A 16,380-nucleotide genomic window follows, 5' to 3' on the forward strand; every position below is an offset into this window, starting at 1 on the left:
CTCCCGTGGCGCGCCAGGGTCCTCCTGAAGCTCCGGACGGGTGACTTCAGAAGGTGAAGCCCACCTGCAGGCGGCCCTGCTGGCGCTCGAAATTCACCAGATCGAGGGAGGAGTTCCACGGCAGGTCGGCGCTGCCGGCCACCTGGAACGACCAGGCCGCCTTCACGTAGAACGTCTCCGTCACCTGCGCATAGACGGTGGGGCCGAGGAACACGCCCCAGCCCTGGCGATCGCCGAAGGTGGCGCCGTCATAGGCGGCGAGATAGCGCACCTCGCCGCCGAGGAAGACATCCTTGACCACCTGCGCCGTGAGCGCGCCGGAGACTTCGAGCCCGGAGCCGGCGGACCAGAAGCCGAAGCCGTTGTCGTTCTCGCGTTCCCATTCGGGCTGGTAGACCACGTTCACCGCCGCGAACAGGAAGTCCTTGGCGATCTCGGCGTCCGCCGCGAGGCGGAACTCGATGCCGTAGGCGGTGCCCTGCTCGCCGGTCAGCTCGTCGAAGCGCGCCCATTCCGGCTCGATGGACAAGGACAGGCCGAACGGCGCGGTGCGGTGGTCGAGGAAGCGGTACTTCAGCTCGAAGAAGGCGCCGCCGAGGCCGCCGCCGCTCGCATTGTCGAAGCCGGGGACGTGGGAAATGTCGAAGCCGGCCAGCGCGCCGCCGACCGAGACCTTGAAATTGTCGGTGACGGCGTATTCGAACTCCGCCTCGCCGGCATAGGCGTTGTAGGTGCCGCGGGCCTTCCCGAACCGGCCGTCGGCGGTGAAGGTGAGTTCCTTCTCGCCCTTCTCGCCGGTGTCGGTGCCGAGGGTGTAGCCGAAGATGTTCTCGGTCTCGATGCTTTCGACCTCATGGGCGGCGCCGGGGCCCTTCTTGTCGTCGTCATCGTCGTCGGCACGGGCAATGCCGGCCTGGAACACCAGGGCGCTCACCAGAATCGATGCGATGAGAAGCTTGTCGCGCGCAGCCATCGGCCCAGCCTTTTTCATTTCCCCGTATTTCGCTACCAAGCCGCCGCCGCCATGGTCAATGGCAGTTGTTCTTATTATTCTTTTATCTCAGGAACTTCTGGAAAGTTCTGGAACAATTGTGGCGGGCCGGCCACAACATGCAACTTCACATGATCCGAATGCTGCGTTGCGGATCGACCCCGCGCATCCGCCGCAATGCAACAACGAATCCTGCCGGGTGCGGTCCGGGGGGACTTGCGCAAGCCTTCGCGATGATTAAACAATCCGCTCACTTGACCGCGTGCGGGGAAACAACCGCGGCGTTCCGGCACCATCCGGGGCGCGGCCACCCGCTAATGTTTCCCTCAGCACGGAGCTGCGCCATGGCGGATTCCGCCCCCATTCTCCACATCATCACGCCGCTTCCGCACGTGAGCCCGTTCGACGTGAACATGGCCGTGGATGCCGGCCACAAGGCCATCGCCCCCTATGCGCGCGTCGCGCTGGACGAGGTGCGGGACCTGACGCAGGACATGATGTTCTCGCGCGCGCCCCAGGCGGCGGCGCGCACCGGCCTGTTCATCGGCGGCAAGGACGCGTTCCTCGCCCTCGACATGGCGGACGCCGCCCGGGCCGCCATCTTCCCCCCGTTCGAGATTTCCATCTTCCCCGACCCGGCCGGCTCCTTCACCACCGCGGCGGCGATGATCGCCAAGGTGGAGCAGGCGTTGCTGAAGACCCGGCTGGAGGGGCTGGCGGGCGTCGCGGTGCAGGTCTACGGCGCCACCGGCGTGGTCGGCTCCATCGCCGCCGTCATCGCCGCCGGGGCGGGGGCGCAGGTCACCCTGGTCAGCCATCGCGAGATCGGCGCGGTGGAGGAGAAGGCGCGGGAGATCAAGGCCCGCTTCGGCCTCCACGTCGCCTGCGCCGCCGCCGCCACCGACGCCGAAAAGGCGAAGCTGGTGCCTGAGGCGCAGGTGGTCCTCGCCGCCGGCAAGGCGGGGGTGGAGATCCTCACCCGCGCCCACCTGGAAGCCGCCACCCCTCTCCTCGTCGCGGCGGACGTGAACGCGGTGCCGCCCGCCGGCATCGCCGGCATCGGCGCCCATGACGCGGCGGCGGCGCTGCCCCACGGCATCGGCATCGGCGCGCTGGCCATCGGCAACCTCAAATACGCGGTCCAGCACGCGCTGCTGAAGCGGATGTGTGAGACCGACACGGCCCTGTTCTTCGACCTTCCCGCCATCTTCAAGCTCGCCCGCGAGCTCGACGCATAAGGCGGCCCCATGTCCTCCAGCTCTCCCATCCCATCGGCATCGGCCTTCGCCGGGCGCCGGGCGGAACGCCTTCCGGCGCCACGCGGGCAACGCCGGCGGACCGGCCCGGCCGCCCCTGTGCGCGGCACCGCGCCCGCTGGCCTCCTGCTCCCCCGCCCGCCCGCCCGCCGCGCCGCGCCGGGCCGCCTTTCCCCGCTCCACGAGGTGCGGCCATGAGCCAGCCCGTCCCCCCCTCTCCCGAGGCCGGCGATGCGCGGCCGAGCCTCGCCCGCACCGTCGCGCCGCTCGTGGCGTCGCTGGTGGCCGACGCGCAGGCCCTGCGCCTGCGCGTCTCGCGCGGTCCCCGCGACGTGCGCATCGTCGATGCCGGCATCGAGGTCGACGGCGGGCTGGAGGCGGGCCGGCGCATCGCCGAGATCTGCCTCGGCGGCCTCGGCCGCGTGGCCCTCGTGCCCGGCGGGCGATTTTCCCCGTGGGACTCGCTGGTGAGCGTGTCCACCTGCGACCCGGTGCTCGCCTGCCTCGGCAGCCAGTATGCCGGCTGGAGCCTTGCCGCCGGCGATTTCTTCGCCCTCGGCTCCGGCCCCGGCCGCGCCATCGCGGCGGTGGAGACCCTGTTCGGGGAGCTCGCCTACCGTGACCGCGGCGGCGAGGTGGCGCTGGTGCTGGAGACCTCCGTCCCGCCGCCGGCCGAGGTGGTGGACGAGATCGCCGCCCGCTGCGCCGTGGCGCCTTCGGATATCACCCTCATCCTCACCCCCACCAGCTCGCTGGCGGGAGCGGTGCAGATCGTGGCGCGGGTGCTGGAGGTGGCGCTGCACAAGGCCCACGCGCTGCATTTCCCGCTGGAGCACATCGTCGACGGCATCGGCTCGGCCCCGGTCTGCCCGCCGTCGCCGGATTTCCTCACCGCCATGGGCCGCACCAACGACGCGGTGCTCTATGGTGGCGACGTGCAGCTGTTCGTCCGCGGCCCGGCCGAGGCGGCCAGGGACCTCGCCCAGCGCCTGCCATCGCTGGCCTCGCGCGACTACGGCCGGCCGTTCGCCGAGATCTTCGCGGGCTACGACAACGACTTCTACAAGGTGGACCCGCTGCTGTTCTCGCCCGCGCGGGTGACGGTGAGCGCCATCGACCACGGGGTGAGCTTCACCGCCGGCGGCTTCGACCCGATCCTCATCTCCCGCTCGTTCGGAGGCTGAGGTGGCCGGCCTCGTGGTCTTCGCCGAGCGGGTGGACTGGCACACCCGCTCGCTCCTCGCCGCCATCCGCCGGCACGGGCGCACGGCGCGGGTGATCTCCCTGAAGTCCTGCGGCTTCGCCGTGGGCGAAACGGCCCACGGCCTGCTGCTGCCGGGCTTTGCCGACGACCTGCCGGAGGCCTGCTTCGTGCGCTCGGTGCCCGCCGGCACGCTGGAGCAGGTCACCGCCCGGCTCGGCGTGCTGCATGCCCTGCGCGAGCTGGGAGTGCGGGTGATGAACGATGCCCGCGCCATCGAGCGCTGCGTGGACAAGAGCGCCACCACCTTCCGCCTCGCCCGCGCCGGCCTGCCCACGCCGCGCACCCTGGTGCTGGAGGACCGCGCCACGGCGCAGATGCTGGTGGACGCCGCCCCCGGCGACAGCGTGCTGAAGCCCCTGTTCGGCGCCCAGGGCCGGGGCCTTGCCCGCCTCAACCCCAGGGCCGCCCTGCCCGAGGCCGAGGCGGTGGGCGGGGTCTATTACCTGCAGGACTTCGTCACCCCGCCGCACGGGGCGCTGGCCGGCGCCCATGAGGATTTCCGCGTGTTCGTGGTGGGCGGGCGGGCGGAGGCGGCCATGGCGCGGCGGGGCACCTCCTGGATCACCAACATCCACCAGGGCGCCACCGGGGTCGCGGTCGCCGCCGAGGGCCAGCTCGCCGACTTCGCGGTCCGGGCGGCGGCGGCGGTGGGCGCGGCCTATGCGGGGGTCGACCTCATGGCCGATGCCTCGGGCCGCCTCACGGTGCTGGAGGTGAACTCCATGCCGGCCTGGCGTGGCCTATACGACGCCACCGGGCGCAACATGGCCGATCCGCTTGCCGCCTGTCTCGTCGCCGAGACCGTGGCGGCGTGAGGCTTCGCACCGCGCCCGGCGCGGGAGGAAAGGACGGCGCATGCGCGTCTTCGTCTGCGAGTTCGTGACCGGCGGCGGCCTGCGCGCCGAGGCGCTGCCCGACAGCCTCACCCGCGAGGCGAGCCTGATGCGCGACGCCATGGTGCGCGATCTGGCGGCGCTGCCCCGGGTCACCGAGGTGCTGCTCGCCTGCGACGACCGCCTGCCGGTGCCGGGCGCGGTGCCGGTGGCGGCCGGCGACGACGCCTTCGCCATCTGGCGCCAGCTGGCGCAGGGCGCGGACGTGGTCTGGCCGGTGGCGCCGGAGACCTCCGGCATCCTCGCCCGCCTCGTGCGCATGCTGGCGCAGACCGGGGCGCAGGTGCTCGCATCGACGCCGCAGGCCATCGAGGCCGCCGCCAGCAAGCTGGAGACCGCCCGGCGCCTCGCCGCCGCCGGCCTGCCTCACATCCCGACCTTCCGGCTCGGCGCGGCCCCGGAGCTTGCCGGCGCGCGCGTCACCAAGCCCGACGACGGCGCCGGCTGCGAGGCCACCCGTGTCTGGCCCGCCGGTGCGCCCGCGTCGCCGGGGCCGGCGGAAAACCTGGTGATCCAGCCTTACGTGGCGGGCGATGCAGCGAGCCTCACCGTGCTGGCGGACGCCGCCGGGGTGCGGCTTCTGTCCGTGAACCGCCAGCACATCCGCCAGGAGGGGGGCGGATCCGCCTCGCCGGCCTCACCGTGGGCGGCCTCGCCGATGCGGACGGGCAGCTCGCCCGGCTGGCGCGCCATGTGGCCGAGGCCTTTCCTGGCCTTGCCGGCATCTTCGGCATCGACATCCTCCTCACCCCGGACGGGCCGGTGGTGGTGGAGGTGAACCCGCGCCTCACCACCGCCTATGCGGGGCTCGGGCCGGCGCTGGGGCGAAATCCGGCGGGCCTGCTGGCGGTATTCGCCCCCGCCGCGCCGGAGGCCCCGGCCGCCCGGACCCCGGTGGAGCTCGCTTTGGCATGAGCTCCCCGGACAGCGGCCTCATCCTCGGCTGGGACGTGGGCGGCGCCCACCTCAAGCGCGCCGTGCTGGCGCCCGACGGCACCCTCCTTTCGGTCCACATGGTGGCCTGTCCCCTGTGGCAGGGGCTCGACCGGCTCGACGCCGCCATGGCCGCCCTGCCCCCGCCGCCGGCCGCTCGGTGGTGACCATGACCGGCGAGCTGACCGACCTGTGGCCGGACCGCGCCAGCGGCGTCGCGGGCCTCGCCGCGGCCCTTGCCGACAGGCTCGACGCCGACATGCGCATCTATGCCGGACATGTCGGCTTCGTGCCGGCCGCCGCGGCGCCGGCTTATGCCGACGCAATCGCTTCTGCCAACTGGCACGCCACCGGCTCCGCCCTGGCCCGGATCTGCGGCGACGGTGTTGTCATCGACATCGGGTCGACAACCACCGATGTCGTGGCATTTGCCGGCAAAATACTTTGTTTCCGCGGCTACAGGGATCGCGAGCGGCTGGAAGCCGGAGAGCTGGTCTATAGCGGGGCGGTGCGCACCCCGGTGATGGCTCTCGCCCCTGCCTTGCCGTTCAGGGGGCGGCTGGTGCCGCTCATGGCGGAGCATTTCGCCACCACCGCCGACATCCACCGGCTCACCGGCGAGCTGCCCGAGGGGGCCGATCTCCACCCCACGGCGGACGGCGGGCCCAAGACGCGGGAAGCCAGTGCCCGCAGGCTTTTGCGCATGGTCGGGGAGGATCTCGGGCCGGCCTCCCCGGCGCAGGCCGAGGGGCTGGCGGCCTTCGCGGCGGAGGTGCAGCTGCACCGGCTGCACGGGGCGCTGGCGCAGGTGCTCTCGGCCGGCGGCGTTCCCGCCGATGCGCCGGTGGTGGGCGCCGGCGTCGGCCGCTTCCTGGCCGAGCGCCTCGCCCGGCGAATCGGCCGGCCTTATCTAGACGCCGGAACGCTTCTCGCCGGCTTGCCGGAGCTTGCGACCGCCGCATCCGACTGCGCTCCCGCGGTGGCGGTGGCGCGGCTGGCTTTTGCTTAGCCGGCTACTCAAAAGTACTCGACTGTAGATCTACCGGGTCGACGGTCAAATCCGCCGACCTTTTCCGAGAGTCGCCGCCCTGCTTTGGCTGATTGCAATACATGCCAAGATCTACTTCTTGGTCCCGTCGGCATTGAACTGGGCGAGGAAGGCGATGAGGTCCTTGCGCTCGTCCTCGTTCTTGATGCCGGCGAATGCCATCTTGCCCTTCGGCGCCAATACCTTGGGGTTGGTCAGGTAGTTGTCGAGGTTGGCCTCGTCCCACACCTTGCCGGCGGCGGCGCCGTCCTTGATGTCGGCGGAATAGGCATAGCCCTCGAAATGCGCCCATTTGGCACCGACGATGCCGTTCAGGGGCGGTCCCACCTTCACCTTGGCATCCGGGCCAACAGCATGGCACGCCATGCATTTCTTGAACGAGGTCTCCCCCTTCGCCACATCCGGATCCGCAAGGGCGGCACCCGTGGCGGCGACGAGAAGCAGGGCGGAGACGAACAGCACGCGCATCAGGCGTTCCTCTTTCACTGTGATCGGGTTGGCCCCGGATTGCGGATGGCGGGCACCACCGGCGCCCTTTCTACTGAAGAACCAGAACCTCCCCCTCGCCTCCGGCGAGACGGTTGCCGACGAGGCGGTTCGCGCGCTGGGACAGGCGGCCACCGAACAGGGCCGCAAGCTCCGGCACGCGCCGGGCGAGCAGCGCCAGCATGATGAAATCCTGCGGCCCCGCATCGACGAAGCCCGGCGCGAGCGACGCGGGCGGGGACGCCAGCAGAAGCGTGCCGCGCTTCATGCCGCGGCCGGCTCCGGCGCCCAGCGCACCGGCCACGGCGAGGGTGCCGGCGATCAATCCGTCCGCCGCCTGCGGACCCGCATCGCCGCCCACCAGGATCAGCCCGCCGCGCAGGCGGGCGCCGAGCCGGCGACCCACTGCGCCCGCCACCCGGACCGCGCCGCCGGTCATGCCCTGCCGGTCACCCGGCCGCGCGCCGCCCACATTCGCGCCGGCGGATCCGGTCACCTCGATACGGCCGCCTTCGAGCCCTGCCGCCAGATCATCACCGGCGTCGCCGCGAACGACGAGCCGGCCACCGCTCATGCCCGATCCGGCATGCACGCCCACGGGGCCATCCACCACGATCTCGCCCGATGCGAGGCCGGCCCCGACGAAGTCGAGCCGAGGATCGCCGCCGAGGAGAAGGAAGTCGCCCGCCTCCGGTTCCACGTGAAACAGATCGCCCAGAGGAACGGTGCCGGCACCGAAGGGCACGCCCAGGCGCGCCACCTCTCCGGCCGCGAGACCGGCGAGGGCGGCCGGCGTGATGCCGGTCAGGTCGACGCGCGCGGCAAGGGGCGCACGCGGGATGAGGCGATGGCTGCTCATGCGACATCTCCCCGCGGATCTGCGATGGGGCGGCTCGGTGCCGCCGCGAAGCGAGGCCCACTCATGCGATGCTCCCCCGGCGACCGGCGCCATCAACTCGCGCAGCTTGAAGTGGAAGGGGCCGAGATTGCCGCCGTAATTGCCGGCATCCACCGCCACCACCCCGGCCGGCGCGCCAAGGGCGCACACCGCCGAGATGCCGGCGCGCATGCTGGCGGCCACGTCCCCTTCGGTGAGGCCGTCGATGACGATCTCCAGCACGCTTTCCACCTCCGGCGGCAGCGCGCTCGGCACGGCGCCGCGCAAGGTGGGACAGTAGGCATCGTTGGTGGAGGCGATCATGCCGGCATATTTCCCGCCCACCTTGGAGCCGGACCGCACCACGCCGCCCGGGAACGGCATGACGGCGCCCTCCACGCGGCCCATGGCCTCCACCGCCGCTTCCGCCGCCGCGAGCGCGGCGGCGCGGGAACGGGCGAGGATGAGGAAATTGCCGCCGCCCACCGCGCCCGTGGTGGAGCCGACAATCTCGTCGCAGACGAACTCGCCCTCCATCACCGGCAGGCGCCAGAAGCGGCGGCCCTCGATGGACTTGGCGATCTGGTGCCCGTCGCCGAAATAGCGCAGCGCCCGCCCCAGCGGAACGGCGGCTCCCCCTTCCAGCCCCGCATAGCAGGCGGAAGTGGGCGAGGTGAGCACGCATTGGCCGACCCGCAGCGGTACCACCTTTTTCAGGTCCTTCAGGGACATGGCGAAGATGAGCACGGACATGCCCGGCCGCCCGTCCGGCGTCTGCGCGGCCGGCAGCTCGCGCTCGATGGCGGCCTCGCAGCCGCAGCCGATGACCGAGGTCGCGAACCCGGTCAGGCTGGCCGCCGCCGTGCGCGCCCAGCGCGGCGTGTCGGCGGTGATGATCAGACGCGTGCCCGCCATGGGAAACGCCTCGGCGAAGCTGTCGCGGATCTCGACGCCGTTGAGGATCATGGCGGATATGCCCTCGAACCCGGAACTCATGGGTTCAGCTCCACGATTTCGGGGCCTTGCCCGTTCCGGATTTCCCCGTCGGCGATCCGGTAGTGGTTGGCTTTCAGCCCCACCGCCTCGTCGAACCAGCGCTCGAGGCGCTTGTCCATGAGCGGGTCGTAGGGGGGGTGGACGGCGTATGTGCGCCCGTCCACCAGTTCCACCACCTCGCCATTGACCACCACCACCTTGCCGTCCTTCAGCACGAGGCGCGGGGCGGCGAACATGGCCTCGCGGTCGGGCTGCTCCTCGTAGAGCACCACGTCACCGCGCGCGCCGGGGCCGAGATGGCCACGGTCCCTGAGGCCCAGGGTGCGGGCCGGCGCGGCGCGGGTGACCACGGCGATCTCCTCCAGCGTGTATTCGCGGGAGATCTCGGCGAGCCGCGTATGGGCGCGCGCCGCCTTGTGGATGCGCCCGAGATGGTCGTCGCGGAACGGCTTGTCCATCAACAGGCGGATGAGGTGCGGATAGGAGGTGAAGGGTCCGCCGTTCGGATGGTCCGTGGTCAGGTACACCCGCCACGGATCCTCGATGAGCAGGAACAGCTCCAGCCCGATGGCCCATTGCAACGCGTTCACGAAGGACGTGTCGCGGTAGTTGAACGGCACCACGCCGCAGGCCGCATCCATCTCGATGTCCATGCCGATCCACTTCTTCGGATCAGCGATCTTGTGGTTGCGATACTGCGACATGAGGTCAGCCGAGGCGGTCACCGTCTGGCCGAACATGATCTGCCCCACGTCCACCGAGATATGCGGATTGGCGTTCACCGCCTCCGCGATCTCGGCGGAGCCGGAAGAGAAGTGCCGGTCCCCCTCCGTGCCGTAGGAATGGAACTGGATGTGGGTGAGATGGAGCGGGAATCCCTCGCTCGCGCCGATGGTGGCGAGCGTCGTCTTCACGTTGCCGGGCACACCCAGGTTGCAGCCGTGCAGGTGGATGGGATGCGGCACGCCCAGTTCCGAGACGGCGCGCTGCAGGGTGTTGAGGATGCGGCGCGGGGTGAGGCCGTAGAACGGCCCGGTCTCGTCGAGGTCCAGCGCCCGTCCGTTGAACTTGAACGCGTTGATGCCGCCGGGATTGACGATCTTGATGGCACAGCACTGGGTGGCCCTGAGCATCCAGGCCACATAGTCGTTTACCGCCTGCTGGCCCTCGCCTTGGGCGATGAGGCGCAGCAGGAAGTCGTCGTTCCCCAGCACCAGGAAACCGCCGGTGTCGATGTTGGGGATGTCGGCCATCTCCAGATGGGCGTGCCGGGCGTTGGCCCCCACCACCGCCGGCTCGAACACGGCGGTGTAGCCCATCTGCGAATAGCGGCAGCCGGTGGCGTGGGTGGTGGGCGCCGCGCGCCCCCCGCCGCAACCGCAGAAATCGCCGAAGGGCTCGGGATGGAGCAACCGGTCCTCGTTCATCAGCAGCCGGCCGAGATTGACCTTGCCGCCGGCGATGTGGCTGTGCAGGTCGATGCCGCCGGCGAGCACGATGGCGCCGGTGGCGTCGATCACGTCCTCTCCCGGCGCGGGCGGCGCGTCGGCGATGATGCGGCCGTCCTCGATGAGGATGTCGCGGACCTGGTCGATGATGGCATTGGCGGGGTCGAACACGCGCCCGCCGGTGATGCGCGTCCTCATGCCGCCCTCCCCAGTGCCGCAAGGATCGCCCGCGCTGCCGCGGCGACGCTGGGCAGTTCTGCCGGCCGAAGGCCCTGGAGCGGCAGGCAGATCACCGAATCCATGCGGAACACGTGGCCCGCATGGTCCACCCCCGGCGTTCCCACCGGAATGAACACCTCGGGTTCCCGGGCGAATGCCGTGCCGGGATGGGCCAGCGCGATCACCGGCCCCCGGTCGAAGCCGGGAGGCGGATCGGGGCGGAAGGCGCTTGCATGGAGCAGCAGGTCGGCGTCGGCGAGGGCCGTTGCGGTGGCGTAGAGGTCCGGGACGTGCCGCGCCGTGCCAGCCCCCACCACCGTGCGCAGCGGATAGCCGAAGCGCCACAGAGCGAGCTGGTGCGCGCCGGTGACATTGTCGCGCCCGCCCAACGGGAACACCGCCGCCCGGGTGGTCACGTTGAGGATGTCCACCGCCTCCGCCGCCGCGCCGGCCACGGCCGCGGCATCCTCCGGCGGCAGCGTTGCGGCGTTCCAGGTGAGCACGCCATAGCGCGCCGCCTTCAACCGCCCGGCAAGGAGTGCGAGTGCCTCCGCGACACCGAGGGGCAGGCCCGCCAGGGCCTCCGTGGCGCGACCGGCAAGAGCGGCCGACAGGGCCGCCGCCGCGGTGGCGATGCGATCCTCCGGCACCGTGATCTCCACCACGTCGTGCCGCGTCAACTGAGCACGAGACGTGTCCGAAAGCGGGCCGCCGACGATGACGACGCTGCGTCCGCCTGCGTGCGGCACGAACAGCGGCGCGGCGTCCGCGTCCGCCGGAACGGGCGCGGACGGCATCGCCCGCTCGAAGAAGTGGGCGAAGGCCGAGGCAGGGTCGGCGCCCAGCACCACCAGCACGTCGCACCGGTTACGCACCTCGGCGAGGGTGGCGGCGATCCAGCCGCGGCGGGCAAGACGCTCCAGATTGGCGAACAGGCCGGCGGACGCCGCATGGTCGAGGCTCGCCCCGGCCACCATGGCAATGTCGTAGAGCCGCCGCAGGCCCTCCAGGTCAGCGCCGAGGCCGGAGAAGACGGCGGACCGTGATGCCGCCAGATGGCGCGCCGCAGCCGCGGCGGCATCCTCCAGCGACGCCGGCGTGCCGGCTATGCGGGCCGAAGGCGGCGGCGCATCCGTCCGCGCCAGCAGCCGCGCGGCTTCCGGGCAGGCCCGGCGGGGCGCGATGGCGCGGCCGGTGACGGCCACTTCCAGGTCATCGCAGCCGAGGCCGCAGAAGCCGCACACGACATCGCGCACGATGCGCGCGGCACCGTCGGTGTCAGAAGCACCCGATGTCATGGTGTCACCCGAAGGTGCGAGGGCCGGACGACGGCGCCGGCAAGAAAGGGGCGCCCGCTCCAGCGAGGGTGAACATAGGTGGAAGCAGACGGGCGGACGTGTCGCGGTCACTGGCCATGGCATTGCCTTGGGGGTTGAAGGTCCCGATCAAGACGCCGCGGCGGTTGCCCGCTTGTCGTTGCAGTGCGCTTCGGGCCTTGCCCGTGCGCCATGCGTCTGTTCTTGGAGAGGAAGCTAACATAGCCGCGAGGGACAGAAAACCCGTCATATGTGCGGCATATGCGAGGATGTGTTGTGCGCCGCGGCAAATATTTCGCGGATCACTTGAAGCAGCGCACCTCAGCCTCCGCCTGGGCGCGACGCAATTCGGCGATCACGTCGTCATATTGCGGCGTGCTGCGAAAGATGTTCGCCGCCTGCCCCACGCCCTGCCGCATGGAAAGAATGGTCTCCGCCGCCACATATTGGTCGTAGGGCAGGATGGAAGCGAGGGTATCCACGGAGCAGGAGCAGCGCGTCATCGCCTCGCGCGACTGCCCGTTGGCCACCATGCAGCCGAACACGTAGTCGACCCGCGCGGAGGTGGGATAGTCATTGTCTTCCGTCGCTGCCGCGCCAGCGACCCCTGCCGACAGGAGCAGCAGCGCCGCCGCCTCAAGGACCTTTCGGATCATAGGCGATGCTCTCCTCCCACAGCCGCCCGCCCGGGGCCTCGGCGGCGATCACGATGCGGGCGATGGCGCCAGGCAGGTCCGGGGCCATGTCGAACGTGTAGACCAGGGTGTCGAGCCCGCGCATGCGCGGGGCGTTGGGGTCGCCGGCGAACGGGCTCACGCTCACGCGCCAGCCCTTGTAGGTGCGGCCGTCGACGCTGAATTCGGCCGGCACCACCCGCGCCTTGTCGCGCAGGCCGGCGCGGATGGCGTTCTTGAAGTAGCGCGGATTGCCCTTGAGCCGTCCGGACAGGTCCGCCACGTGATTTTCCAGGAAGAGCATCAGCACCGGATTGGTGGTCACGCCCTCGAACGGCCCGGCGGCGTGATGCCGCTCGCCGGAGAAGAAGTCCACCTGCACGTCGCGGGTGTCGCCCGCGCCCGTACCCGGCGCGACGGTGAGCCGGATGCGGTCCTCGAACGAGGGGCCGAGCTCGGGATCGCTCGCCTTGCGGGCATAGCGGTAGACGAGGGACTGGCCGGAGGTCGTGGTCACGAACTGCGGCGTCTCGAACATCAGGTCGGCCGCCTCCGGCGCGCCTTGCGCGGCGGGTGGCGCGGCCGACGCCGGGTTCGCGACCGCAGCGGTCTCGGCGGCCCCGGCCGGCCGCGGCTCCACCAGGTACCCGGCGGCGAAGAGGCCACCCGCCATCACCACGGCGAGACAAAAGATGGGCCTTGCGGTCATGTCCGCCCTCCCTGCGGCAGTGCGGATGCGCCGCCGATGGTGCGATAGACATAGCCCGGCGCCGTGGCCGCCGCCTCGGCGGTGGCAAGGGCTTCCACCCGGGCGTGAAACGGCGATTTCGAGCAGGCGGGATCGGTGGCGGCGGCGTCCCCGGCGAGCGCCATGGCCTGGCAGCGGCAGCCGCCGAAATCCATCTCCCGCCGCTCGCAGCTGCGACACGGCTCGCGCATCCAATCGGTGCCACGAAACGCATTGAAGGCGGGCGATGCACGCCAGATGTCGCCGAGCGCATGCGCGCGTACCGACCAGAATTCGAGCCCGGGAATGCTCTCCGCCGCATGGCAGGGCAGGACGCGGCCGGTGGGCGTGACATTCAGCGTCCGCCGGCCCCAGCCGCCCGAACAGGGCTTGGGGAAACGGGCGTAGTAATCCGGAATCACCATGTCGATGACAAGCACCCCCTCGAGCCGCCTGCGCGCCTCCTCCACCAGGGCGACGGAACGGTCCACGTCGGCGCGTGCGGGCATGAGCGCGGCGCGATTGGCATAGGCCCAGCCGTAATACTGGGTGTGCGCCACCTCCAGCCGCCGCGCCCCGAGCGCCACGGCCAGCGCGATCATGTCCTCCACCTCGTGGATGTTGCCGCGATGGATCACCGCATTCACGGTGAGGGGCAGGCCGAGGTCCGTCACCTGCCGGGCGAAGGCGAGCTTGGCAGCATGGCCGCCCTTGTAGCCGCCGATACGGTCGGCGTTCTCCGCCGAAGCGCCCTGCAAGGAGAGCTGCACATGGTCGAGCCCGGCCTCGGCCAGGGGCCCGATCATGACGCCGGCGCGGCCGATGCCGGAAGTGATGAGATTGGTGTAGAGGCCCTCCGCCGCGCAATGGGCGGTCAGCTCCACAAGATCGACGCGGGCCGTGGGCTCGCCGCCGGAGAGGTGCACATGGAGGATGCCGAGGCCTGCCGCTTCGGTGAACACCCGCTTCCAGGTGGCGGTGTCCAGCTCCGCCTCGCGCCGCTCCAGCTCCAGCGGATTGGAGCAATAGGGACAGCGCAGCGGGCAGCGGTGCGTCAGCTCCGCCAGGATGCCGATGGGCAGCCCGATCTGCGGCGCCGCCAGCGGCATGTCCGCCGCGCGATTTTCGGGATGGATGGTCTCGACGCTCATCGTTCGATCACCCGCCGCGCGATCAGGTCGCCGATCATGTCGCGCACGTCGTCGGCGATCACCTCGCGCTTCTCGTCATAGCGCGCGGCCAGCGCATCCACGATCTCGCCGCAGGTACGCGTACCGTCCACCAGCTCCAGCACCGCCGCGGCGGTCTCGTCGATGTCGAAGGCCCGCTCCGGCGCGAGGAGCACGTGGCGGGAACGCACCTGATCATATTTCAGTTTCACCCCGCGCGGCAGGCGCGGCACGTCGGTCTCTTCCGCCCGCATCTCAGGCCCCGCCAACGGCGACGCCGGGCCGCCACGCGCCGGGGGCGGGCCAGCCGGGCGCCACGTAGGCGAAATAGAGCGCATCCAACTGCGCCCACAGCACTTCGGTCTTGAAGGTGAGGGCGCGGATGACGGCGCGCTGCTGCTCCGCGGTGCGGGCATGGCGCTTCACATAATCGAGGGCGAAATCGGCATCCTTCGGCGCCTGGTCGAGGCGACGGCGGAAATAGGCCACCACGGTCTCGTTGATGAAGTCGTAATGGGCCAGCATGCCGGAGATGCGCTCGGCATGGATGCCCGGCGCGAACAGCTCGGTAAGCGAGGAGGCCACCGCCTCCAGCAGCGAATGCTCGGCGACGAAGCGCACATAGGCTTCCACCGCGAACTTGGTCGCCGGCAGGGCTCCCTCCTTGGAGACCACATAGTCGCGGTCGAGGCCCAGCCCGTCGGTGAGCACCAGCCAGCGCTCGATGCCGCCACTGTCGCCGCCGGTGCCGTCATGGTCGGTGATGCGATGGAGCCATTCGCGGCGCAGTTCCCGGTCGTCGCACCGGGCCATGAGCGCGGCGTCCTTGCGCGGGATGGCGGACTGGTAGCAATAGCGGTTGAGGGCCCAGGCCCGCACCTGGTCGCGGTCGAGCTGGCCGGAATGCAGCAATTTATGAAACGGATGGAGATTGTGGTAGCGCGTCGCCCCCACCTCGCGCAGAGCCGCCTCGAGGCCTTCCGCCGACAAGGGCGCATCCGGCTCCGGCAGAGCAGGGAAGGACAACGCAACGGCGAGGGCGGTCATAGGGAAAACTCCATTCCGTCGCGGGCAACGGTCCAGCCAGCGGCTTCCACGGTGCGGCGTTCCTGCGACCCGTCGACGAGGGCGGGGTTGGTATTGTTGATGTGGATGAAAACGCGCCTCCCGACCTCCACATCCGCCAGCAGCGCCACCGTTCCGCCGGCCCCCGACATGGACAGGTGGCCCATGCGGGCGCCGGTCTTGGTGCCGATGCCCGCGGTGATCATCTCGTCGTCGCGATAAAGCGTGCCGTCGAAAAAGAGCAGGTCCGCCCCGGACATGCGCGCGCGCAGCGCCGGGGTGACGGCGGCGCAGCCGGGCACGTAGACGAGGCGGCGACCGTTCGCCGTCACCGTGACACCCACGGTGGAGCCGCTCTCCTCGCCGATGACGAGGGCGGCGTCCTCGCGCCAGAGCGGCACTTTCCCGGGCACGGTGAAAAATTCCATCTCGAGACCCGGAGCCGGCGCGAAGGGGACGCCGAATTCGGCCGCCCGGCGCGGAACAAAGGCGGGGGCCACCACATCGAACACCTGGTTCTGGCGCAGCAGGCCGAGCGTATCCTTTGTGCCGAACAGGTCGAAGGGCTGGCTTTCGCGCAGCGTGAGCAGGCCGGCGATATGGTCAATGTCCCCGTTGGTGAGGACCACGGCGCGGATAGGGCTGTCCCGGTCCCCGCTTTTCGGCTGCAAGGCGGGGGTCGCGGCGATCTGCGACCGAAGATCGGGCGAGGCGTTCAGGAGAACCCACGCGCCGCCCCCGGCCGAAACTGCAATGCTCGACTGGGTGCGCGGTTCGACGCGCGGATCTCCCGACCAGGCCAGCTGGCACACCGGACAGCGGCAGTTCCACTGCGGAACGCCGCCGCCGGCCGCTGAACCGAGAACGATCACCTGCATGACGCGTCAGACGCTCCGCTCCCGGTCACCGACCACCCTGGATCAGAAGTCGGCCGGCAGATAGGCGGTGACTTCCATCCCGACGCAGACTTCGCACACCTGAGGCTTGTTCCAACGCATGATGCTTCCTCCTGTTTTGC

At 70.7% G+C, this 16,380-nt stretch carries 19 protein-coding genes and 1 pseudogene; 7 read left to right on the plus strand and 13 right to left on the minus strand.

Annotated elements, in window-relative coordinates; all coding sequences use genetic code 11:
- Nucleotides 1-46 precede the first annotated feature (46 nt).
- On the minus strand, nucleotides 47-973 hold the full coding sequence (locus EZH22_RS07510; protein WP_203195071.1) for a hypothetical protein: 927 nt from the start codon (nucleotides 971-973) through the stop codon (nucleotides 47-49).
- Nucleotides 974-1,335: 362 nt separating this feature from the next.
- Here EZH22_RS07510 and EZH22_RS07515 point away from each other — a divergent pair, with 362 nt between their 5' ends.
- The 7 genes from EZH22_RS07515 to EZH22_RS07535 all read left to right on the plus strand — a co-directional run bounded on the left by EZH22_RS07515 (nucleotide 1,336) and on the right by EZH22_RS07535 (nucleotide 6,346).
- On the plus strand, nucleotides 1,336-2,229 hold the full coding sequence (locus EZH22_RS07515; RefSeq protein ID WP_203195072.1) for an NAD(P)-dependent methylenetetrahydromethanopterin dehydrogenase: 894 nt from the start codon (nucleotides 1,336-1,338) through the stop codon (nucleotides 2,227-2,229).
- Between the two features lie 212 nt (nucleotides 2,230-2,441).
- Complete coding sequence (gene mch / locus EZH22_RS07520) at nucleotides 2,442-3,431, plus strand: methenyltetrahydromethanopterin cyclohydrolase (RefSeq protein WP_203195073.1); 990 nt, start codon at nucleotides 2,442-2,444, stop codon at nucleotides 3,429-3,431.
- A gap of 1 nt (nucleotide 3,432) precedes the next feature.
- Entirely contained in the window at nucleotides 3,433-4,326 is an 894-nt protein-coding gene (locus EZH22_RS07525; protein WP_203195074.1) for a RimK family alpha-L-glutamate ligase, read from the plus strand.
- Nucleotides 4,327-4,366: 40 nt separating this feature from the next.
- Nucleotides 4,367-5,182, plus strand: coding sequence for an ATP-grasp domain-containing protein (locus EZH22_RS07530; protein ID WP_269902908.1), 816 nt, complete (start codon nucleotides 4,367-4,369; stop codon nucleotides 5,180-5,182).
- Nucleotides 5,086-5,319, plus strand: coding sequence for an ATP-grasp domain-containing protein (locus EZH22_RS31670; protein ID WP_333473733.1), 234 nt, complete (start codon nucleotides 5,086-5,088; stop codon nucleotides 5,317-5,319). The genes EZH22_RS07530 and EZH22_RS31670 overlap by 97 nt, the downstream gene beginning before the upstream one ends.
- Nucleotides 5,316-5,504 carry a hypothetical protein gene (locus EZH22_RS32575; RefSeq protein WP_333473707.1) on the plus strand — a complete coding sequence of 63 codons (189 nt, stop codon included), beginning with the start codon at nucleotides 5,316-5,318 and terminating at the stop codon, nucleotides 5,502-5,504. The genes EZH22_RS31670 and EZH22_RS32575 overlap by 4 nt, the downstream gene beginning before the upstream one ends.
- A 2-nt stretch (nucleotides 5,505-5,506) precedes the next feature.
- On the plus strand, nucleotides 5,507-6,346 hold the full coding sequence (locus tag EZH22_RS07535; protein WP_333473708.1) for a hydantoinase/oxoprolinase family protein: 840 nt from the start codon (nucleotides 5,507-5,509) through the stop codon (nucleotides 6,344-6,346).
- A gap of 111 nt (nucleotides 6,347-6,457) precedes the next feature.
- Here the strand turns inward: EZH22_RS07535 and EZH22_RS07540 are convergent, their stop codons facing one another.
- From EZH22_RS07540 to pqqA, 12 genes and pseudogenes are all read right to left on the minus strand, one after another.
- A complete protein-coding gene (locus EZH22_RS07540) occupies nucleotides 6,458-6,853 on the minus strand; it encodes a c-type cytochrome (RefSeq protein ID WP_203195075.1) in 396 nt (131 codons plus the stop codon).
- Nucleotides 6,854-6,923: 70 nt separating this feature from the next.
- On the minus strand, nucleotides 6,924-7,823 hold the full coding sequence (locus EZH22_RS07545) for a formylmethanofuran dehydrogenase subunit C (RefSeq protein WP_333473734.1): 900 nt from the start codon (nucleotides 7,821-7,823) through the stop codon (nucleotides 6,924-6,926).
- Nucleotides 7,818-8,714: pseudogene (gene fhcD / locus EZH22_RS07550) on the minus strand (formylmethanofuran--tetrahydromethanopterin N-formyltransferase); the annotation flags it as partial. The pseudogene fhcD and the gene EZH22_RS07545, both read right to left, overlap by 6 nt.
- Nucleotides 8,715-8,740: 26 nt before the next feature.
- Nucleotides 8,741-10,390 (minus strand): formylmethanofuran dehydrogenase subunit A, encoded by a 1,650-nt coding sequence (locus tag EZH22_RS07555; protein ID WP_203195076.1) that lies wholly within the window; start codon nucleotides 10,388-10,390, stop codon nucleotides 8,741-8,743.
- Complete coding sequence (locus EZH22_RS07560) at nucleotides 10,387-11,709, minus strand: molybdopterin-binding domain-containing protein (RefSeq protein WP_203195077.1); 1,323 nt, start codon at nucleotides 11,707-11,709, stop codon at nucleotides 10,387-10,389. The genes EZH22_RS07555 and EZH22_RS07560 overlap by 4 nt, the downstream gene beginning before the upstream one ends.
- Nucleotides 11,710-12,029: 320 nt before the next feature.
- Nucleotides 12,030-12,383 carry a hypothetical protein gene (locus EZH22_RS07565; RefSeq protein WP_203195078.1) on the minus strand — a complete coding sequence of 118 codons (354 nt, stop codon included), beginning with the start codon at nucleotides 12,381-12,383 and terminating at the stop codon, nucleotides 12,030-12,032.
- A complete protein-coding gene (locus EZH22_RS07570) occupies nucleotides 12,364-13,110 on the minus strand; it encodes a hypothetical protein (RefSeq protein ID WP_203195079.1) in 747 nt (248 codons plus the stop codon). Before EZH22_RS07570 ends, EZH22_RS07565 begins: the two co-directional genes overlap by 20 nt.
- Nucleotides 13,107-14,237, minus strand: a complete 1,131-nt coding sequence (pqqE, locus tag EZH22_RS07575) for a pyrroloquinoline quinone biosynthesis protein PqqE (RefSeq protein ID WP_203196441.1) — start codon at nucleotides 14,235-14,237, stop codon at nucleotides 13,107-13,109. Before pqqE ends, EZH22_RS07570 begins: the two co-directional genes overlap by 4 nt.
- Nucleotides 14,238-14,275: 38 nt before the next feature.
- Nucleotides 14,276-14,551, minus strand: a complete 276-nt coding sequence (gene pqqD / locus EZH22_RS07580) for a pyrroloquinoline quinone biosynthesis peptide chaperone PqqD (protein WP_203195080.1) — start codon at nucleotides 14,549-14,551, stop codon at nucleotides 14,276-14,278.
- A 1-nt stretch (nucleotide 14,552) separates the two neighbouring features.
- Entirely contained in the window at nucleotides 14,553-15,344 is a 792-nt protein-coding gene (pqqC, locus tag EZH22_RS07585; RefSeq protein WP_203195081.1) for a pyrroloquinoline-quinone synthase PqqC, read from the minus strand.
- On the minus strand, nucleotides 15,341-16,240 hold the full coding sequence (gene pqqB / locus EZH22_RS07590; protein ID WP_203195082.1) for a pyrroloquinoline quinone biosynthesis protein PqqB: 900 nt from the start codon (nucleotides 16,238-16,240) through the stop codon (nucleotides 15,341-15,343). The genes pqqC and pqqB overlap by 4 nt, the downstream gene beginning before the upstream one ends.
- 42 nt (nucleotides 16,241-16,282) lie before the next feature.
- Nucleotides 16,283-16,360: a pyrroloquinoline quinone precursor peptide PqqA gene (gene pqqA / locus EZH22_RS32815; RefSeq protein ID WP_081437156.1), complete on the minus strand. Its 78-nt coding sequence runs from the start codon at nucleotides 16,358-16,360 to the stop codon at nucleotides 16,283-16,285.
- Nucleotides 16,361-16,380: the final 20 nt, after the last annotated feature.

This window comes from Xanthobacter dioxanivorans (genome assembly GCF_016807805.1).
Classification (GTDB): Bacteria; Pseudomonadota; Alphaproteobacteria; order Rhizobiales; family Xanthobacteraceae; genus Xanthobacter; species Xanthobacter dioxanivorans.